General features: G+C 62.0%; 23 protein-coding genes. 5 read left to right on the top strand and 18 right to left on the bottom strand.

Annotated features, from left to right (window positions below; genetic code table 11):
• Positions 1-78: 78 nt before the first annotated feature.
• Positions 79-888, bottom strand: a complete 810-nt coding sequence (locus CIT25_RS27685; RefSeq protein WP_095488352.1) for an AraC family transcriptional regulator — start codon at positions 886-888, stop codon at positions 79-81.
• A gap of 243 nt (positions 889-1,131) precedes the next feature.
• On the opposite strand from CIT25_RS27685, the gene CIT25_RS27680 reads away from it, so the two are divergent.
• Positions 1,132-2,052, top strand: a complete 921-nt coding sequence (locus CIT25_RS27680) for a zinc-binding dehydrogenase (RefSeq protein ID WP_095488350.1) — start codon at positions 1,132-1,134, stop codon at positions 2,050-2,052.
• A 20-nt stretch (positions 2,053-2,072) separates the two neighbouring features.
• On the opposite strand, the gene CIT25_RS27675 is transcribed toward CIT25_RS27680, so the two are convergent.
• From CIT25_RS27675 to CIT25_RS27635, 9 genes are all read right to left on the bottom strand, one after another.
• The gene (locus CIT25_RS27675) at positions 2,073-2,825 is read right to left on the bottom strand and encodes an SDR family NAD(P)-dependent oxidoreductase (protein ID WP_027153080.1); all 753 of its coding nucleotides are present in this window, start codon (positions 2,823-2,825) and stop codon (positions 2,073-2,075) included.
• Between the two features lie 103 nt (positions 2,826-2,928).
• Positions 2,929-5,184 carry a transglycosylase domain-containing protein gene (locus tag CIT25_RS27670; RefSeq protein WP_095488348.1) on the bottom strand — a complete coding sequence of 752 codons (2,256 nt, stop codon included), beginning with the start codon at positions 5,182-5,184 and terminating at the stop codon, positions 2,929-2,931.
• A 453-nt stretch (positions 5,185-5,637) separates the two neighbouring features.
• Positions 5,638-6,027 carry a hypothetical protein gene (locus CIT25_RS27665; protein ID WP_095488347.1) on the bottom strand — a complete coding sequence of 130 codons (390 nt, stop codon included), beginning with the start codon at positions 6,025-6,027 and terminating at the stop codon, positions 5,638-5,640.
• A gap of 198 nt (positions 6,028-6,225) precedes the next feature.
• Complete coding sequence (locus CIT25_RS27660) at positions 6,226-6,996, bottom strand: YncE family protein (protein ID WP_245330009.1); 771 nt, start codon at positions 6,994-6,996, stop codon at positions 6,226-6,228.
• Between the two features lie 303 nt (positions 6,997-7,299).
• Positions 7,300-7,446, bottom strand: a complete 147-nt coding sequence (locus tag CIT25_RS27655) for a hypothetical protein (RefSeq protein WP_095488343.1) — start codon at positions 7,444-7,446, stop codon at positions 7,300-7,302.
• Between the two features lie 27 nt (positions 7,447-7,473).
• Positions 7,474-7,728, bottom strand: coding sequence for a GlsB/YeaQ/YmgE family stress response membrane protein (locus CIT25_RS27650; protein WP_095488341.1), 255 nt, complete (start codon positions 7,726-7,728; stop codon positions 7,474-7,476).
• Between the two features lie 105 nt (positions 7,729-7,833).
• On the bottom strand, positions 7,834-8,082 hold the full coding sequence (locus CIT25_RS27645) for a hypothetical protein (protein WP_095488339.1): 249 nt from the start codon (positions 8,080-8,082) through the stop codon (positions 7,834-7,836).
• Between the two features lie 52 nt (positions 8,083-8,134).
• Positions 8,135-8,755: a ribonuclease D gene (locus CIT25_RS27640; RefSeq protein WP_095488337.1), complete on the bottom strand. Its 621-nt coding sequence runs from the start codon at positions 8,753-8,755 to the stop codon at positions 8,135-8,137.
• A 118-nt stretch (positions 8,756-8,873) separates the two neighbouring features.
• On the bottom strand, positions 8,874-10,259 hold the full coding sequence (locus CIT25_RS27635) for a M20/M25/M40 family metallo-hydrolase (RefSeq protein ID WP_095488473.1): 1,386 nt from the start codon (positions 10,257-10,259) through the stop codon (positions 8,874-8,876).
• Positions 10,260-10,662: 403 nt separating this feature from the next.
• Here CIT25_RS27635 and polA point away from each other — a divergent pair, with 403 nt between their 5' ends.
• The 3 genes from polA (at position 10,663) to CIT25_RS38575 (ending at position 14,250) form a co-directional block, all read left to right on the top strand.
• Positions 10,663-13,629: a DNA polymerase I gene (gene polA / locus CIT25_RS27630; RefSeq protein ID WP_095488335.1), complete on the top strand. Its 2,967-nt coding sequence runs from the start codon at positions 10,663-10,665 to the stop codon at positions 13,627-13,629.
• Positions 13,630-13,763: 134 nt separating this feature from the next.
• The gene (locus CIT25_RS36535) at positions 13,764-13,994 is read left to right on the top strand and encodes a hypothetical protein (RefSeq protein ID WP_158302660.1); all 231 of its coding nucleotides are present in this window, start codon (positions 13,764-13,766) and stop codon (positions 13,992-13,994) included.
• Positions 13,951-14,250 (top strand): type II toxin-antitoxin system RelE/ParE family toxin, encoded by a 300-nt coding sequence (locus CIT25_RS38575; RefSeq protein WP_095488333.1) that lies wholly within the window; start codon positions 13,951-13,953, stop codon positions 14,248-14,250. Before CIT25_RS36535 ends, CIT25_RS38575 begins: the two co-directional genes overlap by 44 nt.
• 49 nt (positions 14,251-14,299) lie before the next feature.
• Here CIT25_RS38575 and CIT25_RS27620 read toward each other — a convergent pair whose 3' ends face one another.
• From CIT25_RS27620 to CIT25_RS27585, 8 genes are all read right to left on the bottom strand, one after another.
• A complete protein-coding gene (locus tag CIT25_RS27620) occupies positions 14,300-14,704 on the bottom strand; it encodes a Fur family transcriptional regulator (protein WP_023675234.1) in 405 nt (134 codons plus the stop codon).
• A 233-nt stretch (positions 14,705-14,937) separates the two neighbouring features.
• Positions 14,938-15,984 carry an L-glyceraldehyde 3-phosphate reductase gene (mgrA, locus tag CIT25_RS27615; RefSeq protein ID WP_095488331.1) on the bottom strand — a complete coding sequence of 349 codons (1,047 nt, stop codon included), beginning with the start codon at positions 15,982-15,984 and terminating at the stop codon, positions 14,938-14,940.
• Positions 15,985-16,132: 148 nt separating this feature from the next.
• On the bottom strand, positions 16,133-17,296 hold the full coding sequence (locus CIT25_RS27610) for a Gfo/Idh/MocA family protein (RefSeq protein ID WP_095488329.1): 1,164 nt from the start codon (positions 17,294-17,296) through the stop codon (positions 16,133-16,135).
• A 12-nt stretch (positions 17,297-17,308) separates the two neighbouring features.
• Positions 17,309-18,055, bottom strand: a complete 747-nt coding sequence (locus CIT25_RS27605) for a sugar phosphate isomerase/epimerase family protein (RefSeq protein ID WP_095488327.1) — start codon at positions 18,053-18,055, stop codon at positions 17,309-17,311.
• A gap of 68 nt (positions 18,056-18,123) precedes the next feature.
• Entirely contained in the window at positions 18,124-19,221 is a 1,098-nt protein-coding gene (locus tag CIT25_RS27600) for an ABC transporter ATP-binding protein (RefSeq protein ID WP_095488472.1), read from the bottom strand.
• Between the two features lie 2 nt (positions 19,222-19,223).
• Positions 19,224-20,159 carry a carbohydrate ABC transporter permease gene (locus CIT25_RS27595; RefSeq protein ID WP_095488325.1) on the bottom strand — a complete coding sequence of 312 codons (936 nt, stop codon included), beginning with the start codon at positions 20,157-20,159 and terminating at the stop codon, positions 19,224-19,226.
• Positions 20,152-21,045 (bottom strand): carbohydrate ABC transporter permease, encoded by an 894-nt coding sequence (locus tag CIT25_RS27590; protein WP_095488323.1) that lies wholly within the window; start codon positions 21,043-21,045, stop codon positions 20,152-20,154. The genes CIT25_RS27595 and CIT25_RS27590 overlap by 8 nt, the downstream gene beginning before the upstream one ends.
• A gap of 114 nt (positions 21,046-21,159) precedes the next feature.
• Positions 21,160-22,398, bottom strand: coding sequence for an ABC transporter substrate-binding protein (locus CIT25_RS27585; RefSeq protein WP_095488322.1), 1,239 nt, complete (start codon positions 22,396-22,398; stop codon positions 21,160-21,162).
• Positions 22,399-22,819: 421 nt separating this feature from the next.
• Here CIT25_RS27585 and CIT25_RS27580 point away from each other — a divergent pair, with 421 nt between their 5' ends.
• Positions 22,820-23,869, top strand: coding sequence for a LacI family transcriptional regulator (locus CIT25_RS27580; protein ID WP_095488321.1), 1,050 nt, complete (start codon positions 22,820-22,822; stop codon positions 23,867-23,869).
• Positions 23,870-24,061 lie beyond the last annotated feature (192 nt).

Here is a 24,061-nt window from a genome sequence, read left to right as displayed (position 1 = left end):
ACGATCATGCGTACTGGTCGCCACTGGCCGATGGCCGGCGGAAGATCGCACAGTCGATCTCCGCCCGCAGCGAGTTGATCACGCCACGAATGCAGAGCCACCATTTTGAGTGATACTGCCGAGGTATTTTGCCGGCGGCTTCCCAAGCGCCTTCTTGAACATGGTGATGAAGGCCGTGACGGAACCATAGCCGAGATCACCCGAGACCTGCTGGACGCTGGCACCGGAGGCCAGTTCTCGAATTGCGACGATCAAGTGCAATTGCTGGCGCCAGCGCCCGAAGCTCAGCCCTGTCTCCTTAACCACGAGGCGAGCGAGACTGCTCTCGCTGAGCGCGACGCGGTTGGCCCATTCCGCCAATGTGCTACGGTCGGCAGGGTCTTGCGCCAACGCTTCGGCGATCCTCCTCAAGCGTGGCTCGGATGAAATCGGCAGATGCAGCCGCTGGACAGGCATACGCGGCAATTCGGTCAGCAGGATCTTGGTCAAAAGCTCATCCCTCGCGTGGTCGTCCTGCACGCCATCAGACAGCTCGATGATCAGTTCGCGGAGCAGCGGCGAGATCGAAAGGGTGCAGCACCGGTCCGGCAGATCGGCGGCTTCCGGCTCAACGTACACGAAAAAAATTAGGGCGTTGGCCGTCGCAACATTGCTGTGCTCCATGTCGCCGGGAATCCAGACCCCGCAATGAGGCGGGACCATCCATAGGCCGCTTGGAACGTGGCATGTGACGCCGCCTCCGAGCGCGAAGACGAGTTGGCCTTTGCGGTGCCGATGGACGGGCACCTCCGCTCTGGTTTCGGTGACGTCAACGCGCACCGCAATCGCCGGCGCGAGCACATCATCCACATCGAGATCGGGCCAGGGCCAGCGAAGAGGCTGTCTCATGATTGACGGCTTTTAGCGATTAAACGCCATGATAGCTAAATTCTTTAACCGGGAAAGTCGATAGGCTTCGGTTTGCGCCCCCCGGTCAAAAATATGGCAGGCAGCAGTTGATCGCGTTGACGCTGCGCGCGCGCCCATCGCCGGCATGACTTGCGATCTCGATGAGTATTCTGAGTGGGCCAGCTTGCCGTGCTTTCCAGGAGGAAGCTGGCGTCCACAAACCAGTAAGAAGGTACGATCCCCATGCTCGCCCTAGTCACGTCTCCCGACAGCGCCACCGGGCTGAGGTTCGCCGAGTCCGAGGAACCTCAGCCCCTCGCAAACGAGGCGCTTGTCTCGGTCCACGCAACCTCGTTGAACCGCGGCGAGCTGCGCCTGCTCACCATACGTCCGAACGGCTGGATACCCGGCCAGGACATCGTTGGGGTTGTCGAACGGGCAGCAGCCGATGGCTCCGGGCCAGCCGTGGGCAACCGGGTTGCGGCTTTGGTCGACCAGGCCGGCTGGGCCGAACGTGTTGCCGTTTCAACCGATCGTCTCGCCGTCCTGCCGGATGGAGTCAGCTTCGTTTCCGCAGCCACGCTTCCGGTCGCGGGCACGACGGCGCTAAGGACTTTGCGCCATGGCGGCGACCTGGCCGGCCAGCAGATCCTAATCACCGGCGCAAGCGGCGCGGTCGGTCGTTTCCAGATCCAGATCGCCCGTCAGCAGGGCGCGTCTGTGACCGCGATCGCCGCCGCCCGGCATGCTGACGATCTCCGCGGCCTTGGAGCCGAGCAAGTTGTCGAGTCGATCGAATTGGCTGAGGGGCCGTTTTCGCTGATCACTGAGTCAGTCGGCGGTGAAAGCCTCGCACACGCGATCGAACGTGTCACACCTGGCGGGATCATCGTCATGTTCGGTTCGAGCAGCGGCGAACTCACATCAGTTGGATTCCGTCAGTTCGTTCCGGGTCACGAGGGGGCGAGGCTTCAGACTTTCGCCTACTACGCCTCTGGCCCGGGCATTGGCGCGGACATCGCCTCGCTGCTCGCTCTGGTCGCGGCTGGCCGGCTAGAAACCCGCGTGGCCTTGACCGTGCAGTGGACAGACATCGCCCAAACCCTGGACGCACTGCGACGGCGCAGCATCAGCGGCAAGGCTGTTCTCACCATAACCGGATGAGCAGTCCTTAGCCTCAAGTCTCACACGTGCTGGCCGCCATTGATGTGGATTTCCGAGCCCGTCACATAGGAAGCCTGCTGCGAGCACAGGAAGAAGATGATGTCGGCGACTTCTGCCGTGGTGCCCAGCCGCCGCAGCGGAATCGTCTCGACGATCTTTTCGGTGCCCGGCGACAGGATCGCCGTGTCGATCTCGCCGGGTGCAATGGCGTTGACGCGGATGCCGTGCGGGCCGAAATCATGCGCCATTTCGCGCGTCAGCGAGCCGAGCGCGGCCTTCGACGTCGCATAGGCGGTGCCGGCGAAGGGATGCACGCGGGTGCCGGCGATCGAGGTGACGTTGACGATCGAGCCTTTGGCCGATGCCAATTCCCTAAACAATCCTCGCGCCAGCATGATCGGCGCGAAGAAATTGACCTGGAATACGTCGCGCCAGACATGCATCGGCGTGTCGATCGAATTCATGCGGCTGTTGCCGTCCTTGAGCTTCGGCGAGATGCCGGCATTGTTGACCAACGCATGAAGCTGGCCGCCATGCGCCTCCAGCCGATGGCGGATTTCCGAGATCGCGATGCCGACATCCTCCTGGTCGGCGAGATCGACCTTGATGTGGTCTTCCGGACCGGCCGGCCACGGGCAGTCCTCGGCAAAGGCCTGGCGCGAGCAGGTGATGACGCGCCAGCCTTCGCGCGAAAAGCGCTTGACCGTGGCATGGCCGATGCCGCGGCTGGCGCCGGTCAGCACGATTGTCTTTCTGGTGTCGGTTTCGGCCATTCGCGATCTCTCTAGGGCGACGTGCGTCCCTTTGGACGCACAAAGTACGCTCTAGCACTTTTAACCCGGAGATGTAGCGGAACACGGCAGCGATGACGAGGGGTCAGCCGCCGGTGAGGATGTCGAGGATCGAGGTCTGCCGCTTCTTGACCGGGCCGCCGACATCGCCCGGCGGCACCGGGCGCTTGATCGATGCGGTGGCGCTGTCACCGCCCGGGATGCCGAAGCCGCCGCCATCGATCGTTTCGGCGGGACGCACAGCGCGAGGCGATGACGCTTTTTGGGCGGACGGCGCGGATTGGCCAACCGAAGCGGACGGCACCGGCGCCGGTTGCGCCGTGTTGGACGGTATTTCGTCCTGCACGATCGTATCCGCAGGCGTCGACCGCCAAGTTCCAGGCAGCGGCCGCACCGGCACGCCTTCATGCGCAGCGACCATGAACTCATGCCAGGCCTGCGCCGGCAGCGCGCCGCCGGTGACCTTCTTCATCGGGCTGCCATCGTCATTGCCGAACCAGACGCCGGTGGTGAGATTGGCGGTATAGCCGATGAACCAAGCATCGCGCGAATTCTGGCTGGTGCCGGTCTTGCCGGCTGCCGGCCAGGCAAAGGCCGCCTTCCTGGCAGTGCCGATTTCGACCGTGCCGGTCATCATCGAGTTCATCATACCGACGATCTCGGGCTTGACGACGCGCGGGGCGCCGCCGCCATTGTTGTCGTAGAGCACCTTGCCGCCGGTTGTCGTCACGCGGCGGATGAAATGGACCTCCGGCCGGTAGCCGCCATTGGCGAAGGGGACATAGGCCGACGTCAATTCCAGCGGCGTCACTTCAGATGTGCCGAGCGCGATCGAGGTGTTGGCCGTGAGGTCGGACTGGATGCCCATGCGATGCGCCGCCTCGACCACGGCGTCAGGTCCGACTTCCATGGTCAGCTGGGCGGCCACCGAGTTCAGCGACTTCGCCAGCGCCGTCGCCAGCGTCACCTTGCCGAAATACTTGCCGCCGTAATTGGTTGGCGTCCATTTGCCTATTCTGATCGGCGCGTCATTGCGCACGCTGTCGGGCGTGCGGCCGGCCTCCAGTGCCGCCATGTAAACAAAGGGCTTGAACGCCGAGCCCGGCTGGCGGCGCGCCTCCGAGGCACGGTCGAACTGGCTGGTCGAATAATCATAGCCGCCGACCATGGCACGCACCGCGCCGGAATTGTCGATCGACACCAGCACACCCTGGCTGGCATTGAGCTTCTTGCCGCTCCCGTCGATCAGCCGGCGGATCGATTGTTCGGCGAGCTTCTGCAGCGTGAGGTCGACGGTGGTGTCGACTATGATGTCGCTGCGCACATCGCCGATCAGGTCGGGCAGTTCTTCCACGATTGTGTCGGCGACATAGTTTTCCGAGCCCGTCCAGTAGGATGCCACCCGCGTCGCTGGTGCGCTCATCGCCGTGGTCAGTTCCTTGGCGCTGATCTTGCCTTCGTCGCGCATGGCGGCAAGAACGAGCTGCGAGCGCTGCTCGGCCGCCTTCGGGTCACGCGCCGGAGACAGTCGCGACGGCGCCTTCAACAGGCCAGCGAGAAGTGCGGCCTCGGGCAGCGTGACATCGCGCGCGCTCTTGCCGAAATAGCGGCGCGAGGCCGCTTCGACACCATAGGCGCCGGAGCCGAAATAGACCCGGTTGAGATACATTTCGAGGATCTGGTCCTTGGTGTGCTTGTGCTCGAGCCACAGCGCCAAAAGCACTTCCTGCACCTTGCGTTCCAGCGTGCGATCGGGTGTCAGGAACAGGTTCTTCGCCAATTGCTGGGTCAGCGTCGAGCCGCCCTGCGAAAAACGCCCGCCGACAACGTTGGCCACCATGGCTCTGGACAGACCAATCGGATCGATGCCCAAATGCGAATAGAAGCGGCGATCTTCGATGGCGATGACAGCCTCGGGAATATAGGTCGACATTTCATGCAGGCCGACGGCTTCGCCGCCGCTCATGCCGCGATTGGCGAGCAGCTTTCCATCGACGGAGACGATCCTGATATTGGGCGCGCGGTCGGGAATGGCCCAGGTGGTGGCCGCCGGCATTTTCGCACCGTAGTAGACGACGATGCCGGCAGTCGCGATCCCGCCCCAGATGGCCAGCACGAAGCACCAGTAGAACAACCGGCCGAGCACGCCGAACAGACCGCGCCGGCTTTTGCCGCGTCCGCGACGCGACGATTTTGTCTTGGCCGATTGGCGCTTTGCAGAGGTCTTCCGGTTGCTCGGCACGACGCGATCCTCCTCGCTCACCGAAAAACCGGCCGAGGATTTCGCCCGTGGCGGTCCCTCGAAGCTGGGTTCGATGCGGCTGTCTCTGCGGTTCGCCATGCGCTGTGCTGTCTATCCCGATGCCTATCGCATCGGCCCGAAATCGGAATCGATTTTCGGAAAGCACGATGCGAAGCTTCAAGAGCGTACTCTGTGCGTCCGAACGGTCGCACGTCGCTCCATGGCGTCCGGGGTGGAGAGTAGATGCGGCGATTTAAGGGCGGGTTAAATGGTTCAAAGTTAATTCAATGCGTTATGCATGTCACCGCTGCGTTTCTTGCTTCTGGCGGTCTGCAACAACGGAATCCCTGGCGAGACGGCGGCGCCTTCTCGCATTCGGCGTCAACTGCTCAGCCACCGTCGTTCGGCGCGAACCGCTCATAGCAAGGTAGCCGTAATTTATGCCGTCATTAGAGCGCGACCGGTAAAGTGGGTTTACATTCGATCGCGCTCTAAACAATTGAATCTGCATATGACTTGTCACCAAAGTCATTCACCTTGGTGGATCATCCGTTAGTCGATCGCATCACGAACGCAAAGCGCTGCCCGGGATGATTGCATCGTCTCGCCCACATGGCAGTAGCAGACGATTTCGTGGAGCTGATCGTCGGTCAGTTCGAAGAAACGCTTTGCTTCGCCATAAGTGTCGTCTTTCAACCCCTCATCGCGCAGAATCGGATCGTCGAAGGCAACCGATATTGGCGAGCCTTCGCCACGCATTACGTCGCGCTCGGGCGACGAACGATATTCGGTCCCGGTAAGTGCGGTAAGGAGCCGATTGGGCTGCCGTTCGAGAAGTTTTGACCAACGTTCGAGACGCTGGGTTCGGTCCATTCCAGGAGGTGTTGGGTCTCTGTGTACCTTTGCCACCGTATGCAGTTGGTCCAGTGTTTGGTGCCTCATGGCAACCTCCTAAAAGTAGGTGGGTTGGCCCCAAAACTCCCTGTGCCAAGATCATACCGCGGATGTGTCGATACGTCACTCTCATTCGATATTCGGCCTGGCTTTTCTCTCCGGGCGCATCGAAGGATGGAGCGGCCCTGCCTTGGCGTCAATTTTTGGTCTCGTCGGCAATAGCGGCAACAAAACCAATGACTTGCATTAACTGGGCTCAAACTTCGGTGGTCGACCGGTTATCGATGTCAGCGAGAAGAAGGCCAGCGTCTGCTCTTCGCAGGTCACCGCCACAACGCTGTTCGAGCGATCGATGTCGAGACCCTTCGGGCCGCCTTCTTCGACACTGGCCCTGCCGCGCCCGAAAGTCTCGTCGTCAAGGACGGCAACAGAGCGGGAGGGCGTGCGGCTGCCGCTCCAGCCCGCGTCGCGATCGTACACGTGAAGCAGTGGGCTGCCTGCATCGGCGACAAGGATCTGCCGGTCATCGCCCGTAAAACGCAGGCCATGCGGGTAATTGGCGTTCTGCAGGATTCCGGCGGGTTCGGTATCCGGCCCCAGCCGCGCGGACATGTTGTAGAGCTTCACATCGTTGGTGCCGTGGCTGCTGACGGCGATCCATTGGCCATCATGACTGAGCGCAATGCCATCGGGTATGCTCAGGCCGCGCTTCAGAAGCGCCTGGTTCTTCCACGCGCGGTAGCCCCACCGGTCGACGACATGCCGCGTGACCCGGTCCCTGTAATTGTTGCAGACCAGGAGGCTGACTCGGCCACGCGACTCATGCCTGGCCGCGACCGACCCTGGCGTTTTCAGCTTGCAAAACAGCCCGCCCGTGATCTCGCGAATGGGTACAATGTCGCACTGGCGGCCGGCCGGCTCTCCCGAGGGCAAGGCAAATATCGCAACCAGCCCATCACGATTGGCAATCACCAGGGTTCGGTCATCGATGAAATCGAGACCGTGGACCTCGCCCATGCTTTCCGACGTCAGCTCCATGAAATCATGGACGGTGACTCGTGGGCCGCTCGGCGCCGCTTCGACGTCGACCCGCAGGATCAGACAGCGCTCTCGCGTGTATCCAGCAATTGCCAGCAATCGATTGTCCGGCGAAAAGCGCAGGTCTTCCGTGCGTCCGATGGTCGAGAGCGCGGCTCGTACAGAATCGCTGGCTTTGAAGTCGATTCGGGATATCACCTGAGAGCCTGGCCTGAAGGGCGAGAACGACGGACAGGATGGGGTAATGTCATCGGCACCCTTGCGCGGCAGAACCCGGCGCGCTCAGTTCTGCAGGATCGAAATACCTTTATCGTCGATCTTAAGCTCAACGCCCTTCGGCCTGGTTTGCTCGCGATAGACATAGATGCCGAGCGCGATGACCACGACGACGAGCGCGCCGATAATGAGATAGAGCGAGTTCTGTTTCATGGCGCGCCCTTGATGTCTTTCGAAGGATCAGGCCTGCTTCACCAGCTTGATCAGCACGAGCAGGATGACCGCGCCGATCGTGGCGTGGATGATGGAGGCAAATATACCGCCGCCTATGGCGAACCCCAGCCTTGGGAAGAGCCAGCCGGCGATCAAGGCACCAACGATGCCGACGACGATATTGCCGACCAGGCCGAGGCCAAAACCCTTGACGATCAAGCCGGCGAGCCAGCCGGCGATCGCACCGATGATGATGAAGACAAGCAGGCTCTCAGTACCCATTGCAGATCCCTCCTGAGCGAACGGTCGCGGAGCAGAAAGCTCCGAATCGACCCCCGATTGCAACAGGCCCAAACTATTGGAAACGAGACGGCCCCGCCAGCGGCGTCATTCGCCGTCGTCATCCCCCGATGCAGGCCGCCAGCTGATCGGCTCGATCTTCTTTTGCGTATGACCGTCCGTATAGGCCCACCAGCCGGTGTCATTCTCGTCCCAGTCGCCGCCGGCCGCTTTCAGCCGATCTAGCGACCGGTACTGCGCGATGGATTCGTTCATCACGCCGTCGCTGTCCTTCCAGTAGACGGTGACCTTGGAACCATCCTTAGGCGCCGTTTCGATTGGTTTCCGGGCAGCCATTTCATCCCCTCCGTGGACCGACAGAACGTCGCGGCGAACATCTGGTTCCACCTTAGCTGTGGGCGAAGATGTCTGCCTCATCCCAGCCCATCAGGTCGAGTTTCGCACGCGTCGGCAGGAAGCGGAAGCAGGCCTCGGCCTCCTTGGTCCGGTTGTCGCGCGCCAGCCGGGCCGTCAGCACATCGCGCAGCTGGTGCAGATAGAGCACGTCGGAGGCTGCGTATTCGAGTTGTTCGGGAGACAGCGTCTCCGCCGCCCAGTCCGACGATTGCTGCGCCTTCGACAGGCTGACGCCGAGAAGCTCAAAGCAGATGTCCTTCAGCCCGTGCCGGTCGGTGTAGGTTCGGGTAAGCCGCGAGGCGATCTTGGTGCAGAACACCGGCTCCGGCATGACGCCGAAGGCATTATAGAGCACGGCGAGATCGAAACGGCCGAAATGGAAGAGCTTGGTTATGCTGCGGTTCCTGAGCAGGCTGACGAGGTTTGGCGCCTTCTTCTGGCCGGGCGCGATCTGGATGACGTCGGCGGAACCGTCGCCCGGCGAGATCTGAACCACGCAAAGCCGGTCGCGATGCGGATTGAGCCCCAGCGTCTCCGTGTCGATAGCGACCGACCCGACGTCGTAGTGCAAGAGCCCGGGCAGGTCGTTCTTATGGAAGCGGATATCGCTCATCGTATTCTCCGGTCGCAGCCCGTGCGGTGATTTGTGCACCCAACCGGACGCACGTCGCTCTAGCCCGTCCTCGCCGCGATCCGATGAAAAATCAACAGAAAGTTGAATTCTTGCCCTGTCAGCGTGTCAGCGCATCGAGAATGCGTGCCCAGGAGCGTTGTCCCTTGTGGAAGGAACTCATCTCGTACTTCTCGTTCGGCGAATGGATGCGGTCATCGTCGAGCCCGAAACCGACCAGCAAGGATTCGATGCCGAGATAGGTCTGGAAATCGCCGACCACCGGGATCGAGCCGCCGCTTCCCGTCGTCACCGCCGGCTTCGGCCACTCGTCGGACAGCGCGTCCTTGGCCTTGGCGAGAAACGGCGAGTCGTAGGAAAGCTGGATCGCCGGCGAGCCGCCATGTGGGTGGAAATCGACTGAGCAGTCGGCCGGGATGCGCTCCCTCACGAAGGCCTGGAAAGCGGCGCGGATCCTTTCCGGGTCTTGCTTGTGGACGAGGCGGAAGGACACTTTTGCCGAGGCTTCCGCTGCGATCACTGTCTTGAACCCCTTGCCGGTATAGCCGCCGGTAATGCCGTTGAACTCGGCCGTCGGTCGCGCCCAGGTGAGCTCGAGCACCGAGCGGCCCTTTTCGCCAGACGGGATCGACAGTCCGACAGGCCCAAGGAATGTCTCGGCGGTCTCGCCGAGCGTCTCCCATGACTTCAGGATCTGCGAAGGGGTCTCCTCGACACCGTTATAGAACCCCGGAATGGTGACATGGCCGTCCTTGTCGTGGATGTCGGCCAGGATCCTGGCCAGGATGCGAATTGGATTGGCGGCAGCACCGCCATAGAGACCGGAATGCAAGTCGCGGTCGGCGGCTTTCACCGTGATCTCCTCGCCGACCAGCCCCCGCAGCGCGACGCAGATCGACGGCGTATCGCGGTCCCACATGCCGGTGTCGCAGACAAGCGCGAAGTCGGCCTTGAGTTCGGCGGCGTTTGCTTCGAGGAACGGCTTCAGCGAGGGCGAGCCGGACTCCTCCTCGCCCTCGAACAGGATCGTGATGCGGCATGGCAGCCCGCCATGCACCTGCTTCCAGGCACGGCAAGCCTCGACGAAGGTCATCAATTGCCCCTTGTCGTCGGCCGAGCCACGCCCCGTGATCACCTGGTGGCCGGGCTCGATCTCCTTCACCGAAGGCGAGAACGGGTCGCTTTCCCAGAGCTCGATCGGGTCGACCGGCTGCACGTCATAATGGCCGTAGAACAGGACATGCGGCGCGCCCGCCGGCCCGTCATGATGCGCCACCACCATCGGGTGGCCTGGCGTGTCACGCACGCTGGCATCGAACCCGATCAGCTTGAGTTCCGCCACCAGCCATTCCGCCGCCTTGCGGCAGTCGGCGGCGTAGGCCGGATCGGTGGAGATCGACTTGATCCTGAGCAGGCCGAACAGGCGCTCCAGGCTCTCGTCGAGATTTTTGTCGAGACGGTCGAGGACGGGGGAAATTGTGGACATTTTTATCAGCCTTTCGATTCTGAGCGGCAACCCTAAAGCTGCGAGGCAGAAACGAAAAGCCGGCGGTCGTTGGACCACGGGCGTCGAAAGGTAAAAAAATGCCGCCGTGGTGGAGGGGGAACCACGGCGGCCTTTACTCGAAACGATGCGGCAGCCCGGAGAGGGGGGATAGGCTGCCGCAAGTGTCCGGGATAGGCGGGGGACGGGCCTTGCTCCGGACTTCGGCGAAAAATGCCGATGGCGTTTATCTGTGTCTCCGAACGTGGCGATTCAAGGGCACGAAGATTACACTTTTGTAACATACCCGTGATCCGATCGACTTGTCAGGGATGTTGCGGGAACCGGTGGTTGAGGCCGCCTTTGGCATGGACCACGGCGCTGCGCCGCGCTATCCCTTCGTCCCATGAAAAAAGGCGATCATCTCTTCCTTGTCGACGGCTCCGGCTACATCTTCCGTGCCTATCACGCACTGCCGCCACTCACCCGCAAATCCGACGGGCTGCCGACCAGTGCCGTGCTCGGCTTCTGCAACATGGTGTGGAAGCTGACGCAGGACGCCCGCAACACCGATGTCGGCGTGGTGCCGACGCATTTCGCCGTCATCTTCGACTATTCGTCGAAAACCTTCCGCAACGATCTCTACCCCGAATACAAGGCCAACCGCTCGGCGCCGCCGGAGGATTTGATCCCGCAATTCGGCCTGATCCGCCAGGCGACCAGGGCCTTCAACCTGCCTTGCATCGAGATGGAAGGCTTCGAGGCCGACGACCTGATCGCCACCTATTGCCGGCTTGCCTGCGAAGCCGGCGCCGACACCACCATCATCTCCTCCGACAAGGACCTGATGCAGCTGGTCGGCGCAACGGTCGGCATGTACGACCCGATGAAGGACCGCCAGATCGGCATTCCCGAAGTCGTCGAGAAATGGGGCGTGCCGCCCGAAAAGATGATCGACCTGCAGGCGCTGACCGGCGATTCGGTCGACAATGTTCCGGGCGTGCCCGGCATCGGGCCGAAGACGGCGGCGCAATTGCTCGAGCAGTTCGGCGACCTCGACGGGCTGCTGGCGCGCGCCGGCGAGATCAAGCAGGACAAGCGTCGCGAATCGATCATCGCCAATGCCGACAAGGCGCGCATCTCGCGTGAACTGGTGACGCTGAAGAACGACGTGCCGGGGATCGGTGGGCTCGATGATTTCGTGTTGCACCCGCCCGACGGGCCAAAGCTGATCGGCTTCCTCAAGACGATGGAATTCTCCTCGCTGACCCGCCGCGTGGCGGAAGCGACCGGAACGGATGCGGCTGATGTCAAGGCCGTTCCCGTCATTATCGAGCGCGCCGACACCGCGCATGGTCCCGATGTCGGGTTTGGAGTGCCGGCAGCCGCCGAAAGCGCGGCAGGCGCAGTGACAGACGAAGCCGGGGAAGCGGTGCCGGCCACCGTCAAGGTGGAACCCAAGGAAGGCGACACCCCTTCGCTTCTCTCGGCGCTTCGCTTCGAGGACGCCACCGCCAGCAAGATCGACACCAGCGCCTACGTCACCATCCGCGACACAGCAGCGCTGAAGGCGTGGGTGGCCGAGGCGATGGAGACCGGCATCGTCGCCTTCGACACCGAGACCACGTCAGCCGATCCGATGCAGGCCGAGCTGATCGGCCTCTCCATGGCCACCGCGCCCGGTCGCGCCGCGTATGTGCCGCTCGCCCACAAAAGCGGCAACGGCGACCTGCTCGGCGGCGGAGTGGTCGAAAACCAGATCCCGATCCGTGAGGCGCTTGGCATTCTGAAGCCGTTGCTGGAGGACAAGTCGGTTCTCAAGATCGTTCAGGAGCTGAAATACGACCTCGTCGTCATGAGCCGCCACGGCATCGATGTCGCCCCCTTCGACGACACCATGCTGATTTCCTACGTGCTCGACGCAGGCACGTCCGGCGGCCACAGCATGGCGGCTCTGTCGGAAAAGTGGCTCGGCCACTCGACCATTGCCCTCAAGGAGCTGGCCGGCTCGGGAAGAAGCTTCGTCGGCTTCGACCAGGTCGATATCATCAAGGCAACGGCCTATGCCGCGGAGCACGCAGATGTGACGCTCAGGCTCTGGCGGGTGCTGAAGCCACGGCTTGCCGCCAAGGGCCTCGTCTCGGTCTACGAGCGGCTGGAACGGCCGCTGGTGCCGGTGCTGGCAAGAATGGAGCAGCGCGGCATCTCCGTCGACCGGCAGATCCTGTCGCGGCTCTCCGGCGAACTGGCACAGGGCGCCGCGCGGCTGGAGGATGAAATCTACCAGCTCGTCGGCGAGCGCATCAATATCGGCTCGCCAAAACAGCTCGGCGACATCTTGTTCGGCAGGATGGGCCTGCCCGGCGGCTCCAAGACCAAGACCGGCCAGTGGTCGACCTCGGCGCAACTTCTGGAAGACCTCGCCGCCGAAGGCCACGAACTGCCGCGCAAGATCGTCGACTGGCGCCAGCTGACCAAATTGAAATCGACCTATACCGATGCGCTGCCCGGTTTCGTCCATCCCGATACGAAGCGCGTCCACACCTCCTATGCCCTTGCCGCGACGACGACAGGACGGCTGTCGTCCTCCGATCCCAATTTGCAGAACATTCCGGTACGCACCGTCGAGGGGCGGAAGATCAGGACGGCCTTCATCGCCGACAAGGGCAACAAGCTGGTTTCCGCCGACTACAGCCAGATCGAGCTGCGCGTGCTCGCCCATGTCGCCGAAATCCCGCAGCTCAAACAGGCCTTTGCCGACGGCGCCGACATCCACGCCATCACCGCGTCGGAAATGTTCAACGTGCCGGTCGAGGGCATGCCCTCGGAGATACGCCGCCGCGCCAAGGCGATCAATTTTGGCATTATCTACGGCATTTCCGCCTTTGGCCTCGCCAACCAGCTGTCGATCCCGCGCGAAGAGGCCGGCGCCTACATCAAGAAATATTTCGAGCGCTTCCCGGGCATCCGCGACTATATCGACGCAACCAAGGCCTATGCCCGCGAGCACGGCTTCGTCGAAACGATCTTCGGCCGCCGCATCCACTATCCGGAGATACGCTCTTCCAATCCTTCGGTCCGCGCCTTCAACGAGCGCGCCTCGATCAACGCACGCCTGCAGGGCACCGCGGCTGACATCATCCGTCGCGCCATGATCCGCATGGACGATGCGCTGGAAAAGGCGAAGCTGTCGGCCCGCATGCTGCTGCAAGTGCATGACGAGCTGGTCTTCGAGACGGTGGAAGCTGAGGTCGAGGCGACGATCCCCGTCGTGCGCCATGTGATGGAGAACGCCGCGATGCCGGCGGTGTCGATGTCAGTGCCGCTGCATGTCGACGCCCGCGCCGCCAACAATTGGGAAGAGGCGCATTAGTTCGGGGACGCTATCGATTTCCCGTTTAGGAAGGCAGTATCGGGTGTGGCTCGCGCTTCTCAGGTTGTGCGCCTGCCGTCGAGCCATATTTCGGTTCAAGCTTCACGAGAAGCAGCGGTGTGCTATACTGCCTCATGATCACCAAGACACTTGAGAACCTGGTAAAGCACGCGGAAGCTTGGCCTCGCGAAGACCAAGAAGAGCTCGCCGACTATGCCCGCGTCATTGAAGCGCGCCGAACCGGTCTGTATGCCACGTCGGAAACAGAGCGCCGCGCTGTAACAGCAGGACTCGCAGAGGCCGATCACGGCACCTTCATAGATGAGGATACGGTTCGCGCTGCCGACATTCGCCGCAGGCTATGAATATCCGATTCACACGGCAAGCCTTTGCCGAACGCGAAGCGATTTCAACTACCTCGAAGAGCGGTCGCCTCAGGGTGCTTATTCAGTCATTTCCCGGATCCAAGCTGGAATTTCGCGACTTGCCGAATTTCCAGAAAGTGGTCACGCGACCGATATCGCTGACGTTCGCGTTCTCTTCATAGGTCACTATCCCTACAAAGTTTTCTACCGCGCCCATGCCGATGCAATCGAGATCCTGCACATCCGGCATACCTAGTGCCATCATTGGCACCCAGCGAGGCTTCGAACCGATCCGCTTCCTTGATCTAAGCTGCCTCGGCCAGGCATTTCGCACAGGTACCGCGGAACTCGATCACGGCTTTCTTGGCGGCGAAGCCGGTCGAGCGCACCCATTCGTCGAGCCGGTGCCCGACATCATGGTCGGAAAATTCGGTCACCTGCCCGCATGTGTCGCAGATGGCAAAGGCGGTCATCGAATGGCTGTGGTCGTGCGGCTCGGCGCAGGCGACAAAGGAATTGAGGCTTTCGAGCCTGTGCACGAAACCGGACTTCACCAGCGTGTCGAGCGCGCGATAGACCTGCAGCGGTGCACGGAAGCCCCGCTCGCGAAGCTGGTCGAGCAATGTATAGGCGCTGAGCGGCCCGCTGGCGGCCTCGAGCTTCTCGAGCACGCACAACTGGTTTTTCGTCAGCACATCCCTTGCCGCCATGATTCTGTATCCAACCCGTTTTGCGCCGGTTGCACGTCATTTCCGCATGCAAGCGGCTTCAATTCTATCCAGATAGCGACGAACGGGCGTTTTTGCTACTGTTTCTGTGCCGGCATGGACCAGAAGCCGGCCAACTCCGGGCCGAGTAAATGAAACGGCGGGAGCAGTTCCCGCCGTACCTGTTCGGTTATGTGTCGCCCGTCATTTCCGTAGTGGATCACTTCCGTAGTGGATCACTTGCGTGGTGGTCCTTTGCGCTCGGCGGAGGCGGCCCACAGATTGATATCGGCTTCGCGCGCGTACGTGTCGATTTCGGCGAGCTCGGCATCGCTGAAGTCGAGCACCTTCAGCGCGCCGACGCAGTCCTCGACCTGTTCCGGCCGGCTGGCGCCGATCAGCGCCGAAGTCACCCGACCCTTGCGCAGCACCCAGGCCAGCGCCATCTGCGCCAGGGTCTGCCCGCGGCGTCCGGCGATGGCGTTCAGCGCCTTGATGTTGGCGATGGTCTTGTCGTTGATGAAGGCCGGCCTCAGCGACTTTCCCTGGCTGGCGCGGCTACCCTCGGGGATGCCGCCGAGATATTTGTCGGTCAGCATACCTTGCGCCAGCGGCGTGAACACGATCGAGCCGACGCCGAGCCCCTCCAGCGTGTCGAGCAAACCATCGTCCTCGACCCAGCGATTGAGCATCGAATAGCTCGGCTGATGGATGACGCAAGGCGTTCCGAGCTGCTTCAATATGTCGGCGGCCTCGCGCGTGCGCTGCGAATTGTAGGAGGAGATGCCGGCATAAAGCGCCTTGCCCGAGCGTACCGCGTGATCGAGCGCGCCCATCGTTTCTTCCAGCGGCGTTTCAGGGTCGAAGCGGTGCGAATAGAAGATGTCGACATAGTCGAGCCCCATCCGCTTCAGGCTCTGGTCGAGGCTGGCCAGCACATATTTGCGCCCGCCCCATTCGCCGTAGGGTCCGGCCCACATCTCATAACCGGCCTTGGTCGAGATGATCAGCTCGTCGCGATAGGAGGAGAAATCGGTCCGCAGGATTTCGCCAAAAGCTATTTCCGCCGAACCAGGCGGCGGGCCGTAATTGTTGGCGAGGTCGAAATGCGTGATGCCGAGATCGAAGGCTTTGCGCGCGATCGCCTGCTTGGTCCGGTGCGGCGTGTCGTCACCGAAATTGTGCCAGAGCCCGAGCGAGATCGCCGGCAATTTCAGGCCGGATCGCCCGCAGCGATTGTAGACCATTTTCTCGTAGCGGTTTTCGGCGGGCACATAGGGCATGGGAGATCCTCAAATCAAAAGCGAGCCCGGCAGTTGCCACCGCGAAAAAGGGTGAGTCGGCTCTGCCCCTCACCCTTAGCCTCTCCCCGTTTCTATGGGGAGAGGGACGGTAAACAGCACGTGTCCGCAAATCACTAAAGCGCTTACCCTACTTCTTCTTCGCCGAGAGCCCTTTCTTCTTCGCCAAAAGCGCTTCCGCATCCTTGACGCCCAGTGCCGCAGGCCGTTCGCAGGTGGTCTGCATGGCAACGAACTTTCCGCTCGCGCCCGACCGCAACATGCCGGTCATCACATCGACGGCATGCAGCGCCAGTTCCATCGAGCACCGATGCGGCCGGCCTTCCGCAATCGCCAGTGCCATGTCGGCGAGACCGGCGGTGCGGTAGTTGGCCATCATGCCATGCGAATGCATCTGGTTGGGCACGCCGAACGGATGCTTCCATTTCGGCAGCTTCTTGACCGGCTTGGCGGCGTCGGTGACGCGAACGTCGCCGCCGAAGAAATTCGGATCCGGCAAAAACACCGTACCCAACTCGCCGTAGAGCTCCATCGGCGCATGGCCATGGCTCCACACGTCCCAGCTGGTATTGAGTGTCACCACGGCGCCATTCTCGAACTCCATTACGCCGTGGATCGTCGTCGGCGTTGCGACCAGGATTTTTTCGCCGGCGCGCGGCTTCGAACTGATGGTGCGCTCTGTCTTCGGGATCGAAGCGAAGGCTGCCACCTGCTTCACCGGCCCGATCAGCTGGATCAAATTGGTGATGTAATAGGGTCCGATATCGAGCACCGGGCCAGCGCCAGGCTGGAAGAAGAAGTCCGGATTGGGGTGCCAATGCTCCATCCCATGGCTCATCACATGGCATGTGCCGCTGGTGATCTTGCCGAGCTTTCCAGTATCGATCAGGTTGCGGACAAGCTGGTGCGCGCCACCGAGGAAAGTGTCGGGCGCCGAGCCGATGCGCAGTCCGTCTCTCTCGGCCAGCTTCTTCAGGTCGAGCCCTTCCTTGACCGATAGCACGAACGGCTTTTCGGAATAGACGTGCTTGCCGGCATCGAGGATCTGTTTCGACACCTCGTAGTGCACCGCCGGAACGGTGAGGTTGACGATGATGTCGATATCGTCGGCCTTGAGCAGCCCTTCGACTGTCTCGGCGCGCAGCTTGAACTCCTTCGCCCGCGCCTTGGCCGCATCCATGTTGATATCCGCGCAGGCGCGCATCTCGATGCCGCGAAACAGCGGCGCAAACGAGAAATACGCCTTCGAGATGTTGCCGCAACCGATGACGCCGATCCCAAGTTTTTTTGCCATGCTGGTTTGCTCCTAATAGGTCTTGGCGGCTGCGATCGAGCGGCGGGCGAAGCGCGCGATGTCGTTGGGGTTGTCCTGTTCCATGACGTAGTATTTGGCGGCGCTCTTGGCGCGCAGCGCCGTGATCAGACCGGCCCAGTCGATCGTGCCGTGGCCGACATCCGACCAGCCGTCCTCGTCGAGACCCTCGCCGGGCTTGGCAATGTCCTTGACATGGACGGCGGCGATGCGTTTGCCATACTTTTCGATCCAGGGCAGCGGATCGTCGCCGCCGCGCACCACCCAGGCCACGTCCATCTCCCAGGCGATGTCGGGCGCTGCCGCCAGGATATGGTCCTGCGGCACAGAGCCGTCGGCAAGCTTCTTGAACTCGAAATCGTGGTTGTGCCAGGCAAAGCCGTAGCCGGCTTTCTCAGCCGTCTCGCCGACCTTGGCCAGGCGTGCGCCGAAGCCGCGCCAGCCTTCCGTGTCGGTCGGCCTGCTCTCGGCGACCAGATAGGGGCAGATGAGCAGCGTGATGCCGAGCGCGTCGGCGATTTTGCGCACACCGTCGAAATCCTTCTCGAGCGCATCCATCGAGAAATGGCCGGTCGGCATGGTGAGCCCGTTCTTGTCGAGTTCAGCACGAAATGCCTTGGGGTCGTCATAGACGCCGCCGAACCCCTCGACTTGCGCGTAGCCGAGCTCGCCCAGCATCTGGAGCACCCCTTCCCAGGGTTGGAAATTGCGGGCGCTGTAAAGTTGGAATGACCAATTCATCGTCTCTGTCCGTTCTCTGGGGATGGATGTGTTTGAGGTGAAATTGTTGGGAATGAGGTTTTGCGGCGTTAAAGGCGGGTGCCGGTTGTGGCGTCGAACAGCGAAGCGCGCATCGGATCAAAACCGATGCTCACAGCGTCGGCGTTGTTTGGCGTGCGCTCAGATGTCACCCGCACCGTGAAATTCTGATTTGCGAGCTTCAGCCAGACCAGCGTGTCGGAACCCATGGGCTCGACGACCACGACATTTGACATGGCTGTAAACGGCCATCCAGCGCCGCTGTTGAACGCGACATGCTCGGGCCGGATACCGAACACGGCCGCTCCCGGCACGGGCTCCTTTTCGAAAGCGTAGGTGGCAAGCGGGATCCGCACATCCTCGGCCACGAAGTGCCAGCTGCCATCGTCCTTCTCCAGCCTGCCGTCGAGGAAATTCATCGCCGGCGAGCCGAGGAAGCCGGCGACGAAACGGTTGACCGGGCGATTGTAGATCGTCTGCGGTGCATCGAGCTGCTGGATCACGCCGCCCTTCATCACCGCGATGCGGTCGGCCAGCGTCATCGCCTCGATCTGGTCGTGGGTGACATAGATCATGGTGTTCTGCAGCTTGCTGTGCAGCAGTTTGATTTCGACACGCAGCTCCGCGCGCAGCTTGGCGTCGAGATTGGAAAGCGGCTCGTCGAAGAGGAAAACGTCGACGTCGCGCACCAGCGCCCGCCCGATGGCGACACGCTGGCGCTGGCCGCCCGAAAGCGCCGACGGCTTGCGTTGCAGCAGCGGCTCGATCTGCAGGATCTCGGCGGCCCGCGCGATGCGCTTGGCGATCTCGTCTTTGGCGATGCCGGCGACGCGCAGCCCGAAGGACAGGTTCTTCTCCACCGTCATCTGCGGATAGAGCGCATAGGATTGGAACACCATGCCGATGCCACGGTCCTTGGGTTCCTCCCAGGTGACGTTCTTGCCCTTGATGAAGATGCGGCCGTCCGAAACGTCGAGCAGGCCGGCGATGCAGTTGAGCAAGGTCGACTTGCCGCAGCCGGACGGACCGAGCAGCACGATGAACTCGCCTTCGGCGACATCGATGTTGAGCGTCTCCAGCACCGAAATCGCGCCGAAATTCAGCGACAGGTCCCGGATCGAGACGCTGGGATTTTCCATTCTTGTCATCATCATCCTTTCACCGCGCCGGCGGCGATGCCGCGCACGAAGAGCTTGCCGGAAACGAAGTAGACGACGAGCGGTACCAGGCCGGTCAGGATGGTGGCGGCCATGTTGACGTTGTATTCCTTCACGCCTTGCACCGAATTGACGATGTTGTTGAGCTGCACCGTCATCGGATAGGTGTCGGGGCGGGTGTAGACGACACCGAACAGGAAGTCGTTCCAGATGCCGGTCACCTGCAGGATGATGGCGACGACGAAGATCGGCAGCGACATCGGCAGCATGATACGGAAATAGATGCCCCAGAAGCCGGCGCCGTCGACGCGCGCCGCCCGGAACAATTCCTCCGGCATGGAAGAAAAATAGTTGCGGAACAACAATGTCAGGATCGGCATGCCGAAGATGGAATGGACGATCACCAGACCGCTCAGGCTGCCGTAGAGGCCCACTTCGCGCAGGATGATGACGATCGGATAGATCATCACCTGATAGGGGATGAAGGCGCCGACGATCAGGATCACGAAGAAGGTGTCGGCTCCCTTGAAGCGCCAGTTGGCAAGCGCGTAGCCGTTCACGGAAGCGATCGCGATCGACAGGATGACCGACGGAACGGTGATGCGCACCGAATTCCAGAAGCCGCGCGAGAGCCCGTCGCAGTTGAGGCCGGTGCAGGCGCTGGACCAGGCCTTCACCCAAGGCTCAAAGGTGATTTCGAGCGGCGGTGAGAAGATGTTGCCAAGGCGTATCTCCGGCATGCCCTTGAGCGACGTCACCACCATCACATAGAGCGGCAGGAGATAGTACAGCGCCACCACGATGAGCGTGCCATAGAGGAAGATGTTGCGGCGCGAGAACACATGCCGCGGCTTCGGTCCCCGCGGCCCGGATGCCTCAAGCCCGATAGAGCCCGTACCGGCAGGCAGGGAAACGGCATGATCAGCCACGCTTCTTGCCTCCGAATTCGAGATAGGCCCACGGCACGATGACGACCACCACCGACAGCAGCATCATGGTCGAGGCGGCGAAGCCCTGGCCAAGGTTCTGGGCGAAGAACATGTAGTCGTAGACATATTTGGCCGGCACTTCGGAGGCGATGCCGGGACCGCCGCTGGTCTGGGCGACAACCAGGTCATAGACCTTGACGATACCGGCAGCGATGATGACCAGCGCGGTGATAAAGACCGGTCGCATCATCGGGATGATGATGAAGAGATACGTCTTCAAGGTGGGTATCCCATCCACCCGCGCGGCCTTCCAGATATCCTCGTCGATGCCGCGCAGGCCTGCCAGCATCAGGCACATGATGAGCCCCGTGCCTTGCCATAGCGCGGCGATCAATATGCCGTAGATGACAATGTCGGAATTGTAGAGCGGATCGAAGTTGAAGCTCTCCCAGCCGAGGCCGCGCACCACCCCCTGGATTCCGAACTCCGGATTGAGCAGCCATTGCCAGACAAGGCCGGTGACGATGAACGAGAGCGCGAAGGGATAGAGGAAGATGGTGCGGAACGTGTCCTCGAAGCGGATCTTCTGGTCGAGCAGCGCCGCCAGCAGGAAGCCGATCACGAGAGAGAACACCAGCGACAGCACGCCGTAGACCAGGAGGTTCTCAATGGAGACCAGCCAACGCGGCGTCGACCATAGCCGATAATACTGGTCGAGCCCGACGAAGTTCAGCCGCGGCAGCAGCTTCGAATTGGTGAAGGAATAGAGCACCGTCCACGCGCTGCCGCCGACGAAGATCACCAGTGCGGTGAGGACCATCGGAATAGAGGCAACCTTGGCGTTAAGGTTGCGGAAGAGTTGATTGGGACGTTCGCTCTTGCTCATCTGCACAGCCGGGCTGGATTGGGTAAGGACGGGAGGGTCAAGGCCGAAGGGTTAGGGCCTTGACCCTGAGCTCCCGGCCCCGCGGCGGGCCGGGAGCGAGCGGTTCGTCGATCGTCAGTCCGCTGAGGCGACGATGTCGGCGAAGCGCTTTTGCGCTTCTTCCACGGTCATGTCCGGCTTGGCGAAGAACTCGGAGAAAAGGTCCTCTTTCTGCTTTTGGGTGTCCTGCGACAGCAGCTGGTCCGTCCAGGGCATCACGCTGCCCTTGGCCAGGATGTCGAGCCCTTTCTTCATGCAGTCGTTCGCGGCCTTGAGGTCGATATCGCCGCGCACCGGCAGCGAGCCCTTCTTGAGATTGAAGGCGACCTGCGTCTTGGGATCGAGCAGCGTTTCGGCCAGCGCTTCCTGCGCCTTGGATTTTTCAGCGTCCTGCAGCAGCGGGAAGTAGAAGGCATCGCCGCCGGTGGCGATGACCTCGTTCAGGCCAAGGCCGGGAAGACACGTATAGTCCTTGCCGGCGGTCTGGCCGGCAACCTGGAACTCGCCCTGCGCCCAGTCGCCCATGATCTGGCCGCCGGCCTTGGCGGAGATGACAAGATTGGTGGCCTGGTTCCAGTCCTGCACATTGGTGTTCTTTGCCATCTTGCGGGCATCGTCCGCGGCCTTGAACACCTTGGCGACCTCGGGCCCGGCGGCGAATTCCGCATCCTTGTCGCGATAAACCTTCAAGAAAGTGTCCGTGCCGCCGACCGCCGTGAGCAGCACATCGAAGGCGCCCGAGGATTGCCAGGGCTGCCCGCCGAGCGCGAGCGGTATGATGCCTGCCTTCTCCAGCGCGGGCGCAGCTGCAACATATTCATTCCAATTCTTCGGCACCGGCACACCGGCCTTTTCGAATGCCGCGTTCGACAGCCACAGCCACTGCCAGGAGTGAATGTTGACCGGCACGCAATAGATCTTGCCGTCGAGGGTGCAGCCGTCGAGCAGGCTCTTCGGCTGCACGATTTCCGCCCACTTGTCCCTGGTGGCGAGATCGGTCAAGTCCCGCATCAGACCGGCCTGCACCAATTCTTCCGCTTGCCGGCCATGGTTGAACTGGGTGGCGCCCATCGGATCGCCGCCGGTGATGCGGCTGATCATGATCGGCCGTGCCGTGCCGCCGGAGCCGGCGATAGCGCCGTCGACCCAATGATTACCTGTCGCGTCGAATGCCTTGGCGAACTCGGCGACCGCCGCCGCTTCGCCGCCCGAAGTCCACCAATGGGTGACTTCCAGATCCGTCGCTGCCGCCGGGCCGGCGAATTGCAGCGCGGTTGTCACCGCCAACGCAGCGGTCATGACTTGGTATCGCATTTCGGCTCCTCCCAGAATCTGAAACGTTACAGATTTTCGATACGGCAATTGCGTTGGGCGTGCAACCCCCGAAATAGGAGCGGCTCGACATTTTTTTCGAGCCGCGAACAAATCCGCATGCCAATTGCCGGCCGTTGCGTCGCAGCAAGACAGGTTGCACCGCAAAAAATGATGCTGCACGCATGAAAGTCGGCCAAATTCTGTTTCCCGCTGGCAAGCCCTTGCCAACGTCCAACGACTTTGCCTCGAATGAAACGTCGCGCGTGCAGAGAACCTGCCCCGAACCGCTGCGCGATGGCAAGTGACAATCTGTAACGTTTCAGTATATAGGATGTTCACCAGGCGGAGAGTCGCTGGCGAGCCGCAATCCGCCGATTGCCGGCCTGCACGGCAACTGCTATGCGCCTGACGGGCGGGGTGAATGGACAGACATCGAACGGAAAAGGACGACGAGGCGTCGGGACAGGGCCGGCCGACGCTGAAGACGCTTGCCTTCATGACCGGGCTGGGCGTCACCACCGTGTCGCGGGCGCTGAAGGACGCGCCCGAAATCGGCGCCGAGACCAGGCGGCGCGTCCAGCTCGTCGCCAAGCAGATCGGCTACCGCCCCAACCGTGCCGGCGTGCGCCTGCGGACCGGAAAGACCAACGTCATCAGTCTCGTGCTCAACACCGAGCACGAGATCATGAGCTTTGTCTCGGATATCATCTACGGTGTCTCGGAAGTCATCGCCGACACGCCCTATCACCTGATCGTCACGCCGTACTCACGCTCGCAGGATCCCCTGGACCCGATACGCTATCTGGTGGAAACCGGCTCCGCCGACGGCGTCATCATTTCGCGAACCCAGCCGAATGACCCCAGGGCCCGTTACCTGCTGGAGCGTGGCATCCCCTTTGCCACGCACGGCCGCACCGATATGGGGTTGATCCACCCCTATCATGATTTCGACAACTACGCGTTCGCGACCGAGGCTGTGCGCCACCTGGCCGGCATCGGCCGCCGCAGGCTGGCTCTGCTGGCACCACCAGTCGAGCTGACCTATCACCGCCATGCGCTGAACGGCTTTACCGATGCGCTGAGCGAGGTCGGCGCCAGCGAGATCCCGTTCAACACCGTTTCGATCGACCACTCGATCGAGCAGATCAGGATGAGGACCGCGCAGCTGATGCGTCGCGACGTCAGGCCGGATGGCTTCGTCAGCAGCGCCGCCGCCGCGACACTCGCCATCGTCGCCGGCATCGAGGACGCCGGCCTCAAGCTCGGCCGGGACGTCGATGTGGTGTCCAAGCAATCGTCGGACCTGCTGCATCTGTTCCGCAGGGAATTGCTGGTCGTCAACGAGGACTTCCGGCTGGCCGGCGCCGAGCTGGCCCGTTCCGTGCTGGGCTGGATCGGCGGCGCCGCACCTGGCTCACTGCAGAGCCTGAGCGTGCCGACCGAAGTCCTGGCCTATCGCCGTCCCGACTAGAGCGGGATACGTTCAAATTGAACTGGGCATCCGGCTCCATCTATTTGCCTTAGCCGCATTTCTGCGACGCCAGTGATTCCACTTGCCTGCAAAAAACGCGCTGCTGACTGGCAGCCTTGGGGCCGAAAGCGCCTGTCTGCTTTTTGGCGTCGAAACGCGGATAGCGGTCACTCCGACGGGACCACCGTTCGG

The sequence above is a fragment of the Mesorhizobium mediterraneum genome, from assembly GCF_002284565.1.
GTDB lineage: Bacteria > Pseudomonadota > Alphaproteobacteria > Rhizobiales > Rhizobiaceae > Mesorhizobium > Mesorhizobium mediterraneum.
The sequence above is the reverse complement of the archived record's forward strand: the minus strand, read 5'-3'. Positions and strand labels throughout refer to the sequence as shown.